This is a genomic window from Halalkalibacter hemicellulosilyticusJCM 9152, from assembly GCF_000513115.1.
In the GTDB taxonomy this organism is placed as follows: domain Bacteria; phylum Bacillota; class Bacilli; order Bacillales; family Bacillaceae_D; genus Halalkalibacter; species Halalkalibacter hemicellulosilyticus.
The window spans coordinates 1-5,656 of the sequence record NZ_BAUU01000069.1; the positions used below are offsets into that span (position 1 = coordinate 1).

5 protein-coding genes are annotated in these 5,656 nt (G+C 39.7%); all 5 read left to right on the forward strand.

Annotation, left to right across the window (positions count from 1 at the left end; translation table 11 throughout):
- Window positions 1–507: 507 nt before the first annotated feature.
- The 5 genes from JCM9152_RS20675 to JCM9152_RS20695 all read left to right on the forward strand — a co-directional run bounded on the left by JCM9152_RS20675 (window position 508) and on the right by JCM9152_RS20695 (window position 5,603).
- Window positions 508–1,485, forward strand: a complete 978-nt coding sequence (locus tag JCM9152_RS20675) for an AEC family transporter (RefSeq protein WP_035347640.1) — start codon at window positions 508–510, stop codon at window positions 1,483–1,485.
- A gap of 142 nt (window positions 1,486–1,627) precedes the next feature.
- Window positions 1,628–2,785, forward strand: a complete 1,158-nt coding sequence (locus tag JCM9152_RS20680; protein ID WP_035347642.1) for a Gfo/Idh/MocA family protein — start codon at window positions 1,628–1,630, stop codon at window positions 2,783–2,785.
- A 15-nt stretch (window positions 2,786–2,800) separates the two neighbouring features.
- Window positions 2,801–3,874, forward strand: coding sequence for a Gfo/Idh/MocA family protein (locus tag JCM9152_RS20685; protein WP_035347645.1), 1,074 nt, complete (start codon window positions 2,801–2,803; stop codon window positions 3,872–3,874).
- A gap of 31 nt (window positions 3,875–3,905) precedes the next feature.
- On the forward strand, window positions 3,906–4,727 hold the full coding sequence (locus JCM9152_RS20690; protein WP_158318468.1) for an AraC family transcriptional regulator: 822 nt from the start codon (window positions 3,906–3,908) through the stop codon (window positions 4,725–4,727).
- A gap of 24 nt (window positions 4,728–4,751) precedes the next feature.
- Complete coding sequence (locus JCM9152_RS20695) at window positions 4,752–5,603, forward strand: sugar phosphate isomerase/epimerase family protein (RefSeq protein ID WP_035347648.1); 852 nt, start codon at window positions 4,752–4,754, stop codon at window positions 5,601–5,603.
- Window positions 5,604–5,656: the final 53 nt, after the last annotated feature.

Below are 5,656 nucleotides of genomic sequence, written 5' to 3' on the forward strand. Positions count from 1 at the left end.
TTCTTCTGCGCCGATGGTAGTTGGGGGCTTCCCCCTGTGAGAGTAGGACGTTGCCGGGCGGTAAAGTACAATCCAGTAGGATTGTGCTTTTTTAATGTGCACAAATGGTTCAGCACGAGGCGGAGAAGAGCTCTGTGCCGGGAGGAACAGCGTCATCTGCGAAAAAGCCGATGAATTCATCGTGAAGAAGCATCAAGAAAAGCAACGTGTCTCCCTGTGAGACGAATGGTTCCTCTTTGTAAAGCACCAAGAAAGCCATCGAGGAGTTGTCATCAAGTAAAACGTCCCCGTAGAAGAGGAAGCAAGAGCCCAGGACGTTGCCGGGCGGTAAAGTACAATCCAGTAGGATTGTGCTTTTTTATGTGTACAAATGGTCAAGCACGAGGCGCAGAAGAGCTCTCATAAATAAAAATTCTGCGTAAAACCAAACTATATCTTTTTCCAATAAACCATGATACGTTATAAACAAATGAGTAAAAATGTTGTCGGCAATGAGGGAGACATTTCATGATTGGGAATTTTTTATTTGCACTATCCATTATTATTATCGGCCTGTTATTTGGAAGAGGATTAAGAGTTTTACTTGATAAAGGAAAGATTGAATCGGCAGCCAAGATGCACCGGATATTAAAAATGTGTACGATGTCGGCATTGTTGGTTGTGAATCCGTTAATTATATTAGGAGCCTTTTGGTTCGTTGAGATGGATGATATTCGCTTAATGTACATCCCTATACTCGGTGCTTTGTCACTTGGGATTGGTGGTGTATTAGCGCTATATGCTGCTAAACTTATGAAACTATCGAGAAAAAAGCAAGGAGCGATGTTTGCTTCGGGCACTTTTACGAATTTAGGTAGCTTTGGTGCATTGTTTTGCTTTGTATTTTTAGGAGAAGCGAGCCTTGTTTTTGTGGCGATGTTTCGTTTGTTTGAGGATTTGATTTATTATGCAGTTGGCTTTCCAGTAGCTCAGTCTTTTGGTGATCGTCATAAAGGAACAAAGTCGCCGTCTGTTTTAAGTAAAATGATGAAAAATCCTTTTTTTATTGTGACGATTGTTGCCATTGGTGTTGGCGGAGCTTTAAATACTTCACCTATTGATCGGCCCGAGTTCTATTCACATTTAAATAGTATGTTAGTTCCCATTTTTACGATATTACTAGTCGTACCAACAGGATTTAATTTGAGGGTGACAAAGGTTAAGGGGTTTTTAAAAGAGAGCCTCTCGATAGCGAGTATTAAATATGTCATTGTACCGATTACGGTCATGTTCTGTGCCTTTTTATTCGGATTAAAGGAGTATTATGAAGGAATCGCATTTAAGACGATATTAATTTTATCGGCTATGCCACCTGGTTTTACGTCGTTAGTACCGCCACAGCTCTTTAACTTAGACCAAGATTTAGCCAATTCGAGCTGGTTTATTAATACGATTCTATTAATCGTTGTCTTACCTGTTTTATTTCTCATTGTAATGATTTTGTAGGTATAAACTTATGAAAATGCTTCATTTAAACAAAAAGACAGCAATTATGTATAAATAGATAATGAAATTAGATAACTTGATTGAAGCAGACAGAGATTTTATTTATTACGATTATAGTAGTAAATGAAAGGAAGTGTTTCTGATGGATAATGTGCGGATTGGGTTAATTGGAGTCGGGTCAATGGGTTCTGCTCATGCCATGTATCTACATCAAGGTGAAATAAATGGTGCTGAGCTACGGGCTGTTTTTGATGTGAGTGAGGCACAACGAAAATGGGCGAGGCAGTATTTAAAGGGAGTAGAAATTTTTGCTGATGAGGATGCCTTCTTTTCAAGTGATGATATTGATGCGATTTTAATAGCTACTCCTCATTATGATCATCCTCGCTTAGCGAATAAAGCATTTGAGCACGATAAACACGTGCTTTGTGAGAAACCTGCGGGTGTGTATACGAAGCAAGTGAGAGAGATGAATGAGTTAAGTCAATCAAAGGATCTCATATTTTCTATGATGTATAACCAACGAACGAATCCACTTTATATGAAGGTTCGAGATATGATCCAGTCAGGGGAATTAGGTGAAATTAAACGAATGAACTGGATCATAACAAACTGGTATCGTTCGCAAAGCTACTATGACTCGAGTAGCTGGAGGGCGACATGGAAAGGCGAGGGTGGAGGTGTTTTGATTAACCAATGTCCTCATCAACTTGACTTGTGGCAATGGATGACGGACCTTGTGCCAACCAAGATCCGTGCATTCTGTCAATTTGGAAAAAACCGTGCGATCGAAGTAGAGGATGAGGTAACGGCTTATATCGAACACGAAAATGGAGCAACAGGTGTTTTTGTGACGACAACAGGGGAGGCTCCAGGGACTAATCGACTTGAAATTGCGGGAGATCGTGGGAAAATAGTTGTCGAGGATGAACGATTATTGTTTTGGCGTCTGCGTATTGCTGAGAGCGAATTCAATCAGCAATATAAGGGTGGTTTTGGTAGCCCTGAATGCTGGGAATGTACGATTCCTGTAGAAGGCACTGAGCTAGGTCACAAAGGTATTACGCAAAACTTTGTTGATGCGATTTTAACAGGAAAGGACTTAATTGCACCGGGAGTAGAAGGTATTAAAGGTTTAACGATGTCCAATGCGATGCAGCTGTCAACATGGATTGATGATTGGGTATCATTTCCACTTGATGAAGAGGGCTACTATCAGCATTTACAAGATCGCATCAAGCAATCGACAGTTAAAAAGAACGAGACGATGAACGTACTAAATGTGAAAGGTTCTCATTAAGAAAGAGGGAGAGTCATGGACAGACAAGAAGGAATGAACTATGCACCAAAAGGACAAAGGGCTCCTGTCGTAGACGAGAATGAATTTATTTTTGCTGCGGTTAGCTTAGATCACGGTCATATTTATGGGATGTGTAATGGACTAGTAGAAGCAGGAGCTACATTGAAGTGGGTCTATGATCAAGATGAACAAAAAGTAAAAGCATTTTTGAAAGCGTTTCCTAACGTTCGAGTTGCTTCATCAGAAGAAGAGGTGCTGAATGATACTGATGTACAACTCATAGCAGGAGCAGCGATACCGTCATTACGTTGTGCATTAGGTGTTCGAGCGATGGAACATGGAAAGGATTATTTTACAGATAAGGCTCCTTTTACAACGTTAGAGCAATTAGCGCATGCTAGAGAGGTTGTCGAGCGAACAGGGCGGAAGTATATGGTTTATTATAGTGAGCGACTTCATGTTGAAAGTGCAGTGTATGCGGGACAATTGATCCAAGCCGGAGAAATTGGCAGAGTTATTCAAGTGACAGGCTTCGGTCCGCATCGCTTATCAGCCTCGTCGAGGCCGGAGTGGTTTTTTAAAAAGAATGATTATGGTGGCATTCTCTGTGATATAGGTAGCCATCAAATTGAACAGTATTTATATTATGCTAACTGTAAAGATGCAAATGTATTGCATAGTAAAGTTGCTAATTATCATGCGAAAGACTACCCTGAGCTAGAGGATTATGGTGATGCTACATTAGTAGGCGATAATGGAGCAACCAACTACTTTAGAGTCGATTGGCATACCCCTGATGGATTAGGGACTTGGGGGGATGGACGTACGTTTATTCTGGGCACTAAAGGATATATAGAACTACGTAAATATACAGATATTGCTCGAAGTCATGAGACAGATCACCTCTTTTTAGTGAATGATCAAGGAGAAAGGTACTTGTCACTGAAAGGGAAGGTGGGTTTTCCTTTCTTTGGTGAATTGATAGAGGATTGTCTTAACCGTACGGAACATGCTATGACACAAGAACATGCCTTTAAAGCTGCGGAGCTATGTTTAATTGCTCAACAAAAAGCGATTAAGGTTGAGTAGGCATATGAATGAGAAAGGAGGCTACTACGGAATGAACAAACAAATTAGCATTGGTTATTGTCAAAATAATAAAGTAGATATTCCTTTCCATTCACATCCGCAATATGAAATTTTCTATTTTCACGGTGGGCGATGTAATTATTTAATTGGTGATCGTATTTACGTTCTTAAGCCTGGCGATGTCATATTAATGAATGGCATGACTCTTCATCGTCCAAAGCTATTTGAGAGTGCGGACTATATTCGTACGACTATTCATTTTGATCGTCACTATATTGAACAGATTCTTAGTTCTATGAATATGCCAGGTTTACTTGAGCCATTTACCTCATTGCCATCTATTCGTTTTCATTTGAAGAAGAGCGAGAGAGCGGAGGTGGAGGAGCAGCTTCAGAAAATCAATCAATTTTCATCTCGATCTGATTCATTATCTCAATTTCAAGTTGATGTGCACGTATTAGAGTTACTAGCGCTATTGTATCCATTGTGTAAACAATATTTAAGGAAGGCACCTTTGATTAATAGCCAGAAGGAGAATCATGTACAGCGCGTCATTTCATTTGTAGAAGAGCATTATATGGAGCACCTTGAATTAGAGCAAATTGAAGAAGAACTCCATGTCAGTAAATATTATTTAGCCAATTTATTTAAAGAAGTTACAGGCATTACGATATTTAATTATGTGAAGCAGAGAAGGGTGAACCAAGCAAAAATTCAATTAATGCTTGAGAAAAATATAAGTGTCACAGAGCTCGCTTATCAATTAGGATTTAAGTATCCGTCTCATTTCAGCAAAGTATTTAAGCATTTGACAGGAGTAACACCTGAACAATATAGAAAGAGCATGTTATAGAGGCAGAGGGAGTGAGGAACTGTTATGTTCAAGTATTCTGTATTTTCGGTGATGACACCGGAATGGACACCTGAGGAATTGCTAGAAAAATTATACGAGTATGGTTATTCGGCGGTGGAATGGCGCTATAAAAGAATGGAGCCAGAGTTAGGAGTAGAAGAACCAAGTTTTTGGGGAAATAACCTTTGTACGATTACACCAGAAATGTCAGACCAATATTTAGCTGATTTACATGAAAAAGCAACGAAGCTTGAAGTGTCTACGTTAAGCATAAACGCTTACTTAACGTGTGGCGATCTTCAAGAAACAGAAAAGGTATTAAAAGTTGCAAAGAAGTTAGGAGCTCAAATGATCCGTTTAGGTGTGCCGGCTTATGATGGTAGTCAACATTATAGTGATTTATGTAGAGAGGCTCGTAACTATATTCTTCAAGTAGAACGGCTTTGTGAGCAATATGAAATAAAAGGATTAATTGAAACTCATCATGGAACGATTGCTCCAAGTGCATCAATGGCATTGCGATTAGTTGATGGGTGTAATCCAGATTATATTGGGATATTGTATGATCCTGGTAATTTAATTCATGAAGGCTATGAGAATTATAGAATGGCTTTACAGCTTCTAGGTCCGTACTTAGCTCATGTTCATGTGAAGAATGCGAAGTGGCAGCGAGAAGATGAGAGTATGAAGTGGAACGTTGAGTGGGAGCGTGTGGATCATGGAGTCGTTTGTTGGGAACAGGTTTTGCTTGATTTAGATGAGGTGGGGTATCGTGGTTATGTAGGAATTGAGGATTTTAGTCGAGCTTTTTCAGCGGAAAAATCGCTGGCGTTTCACGAGGCTTTTTTAAAAGAGGTTGTTCAAAAAAGGTGTTGAATGGCCCGAAGAAAAGAGAGTGTAGAATGGCGAGAGCACTGAAAAAGTCCTTT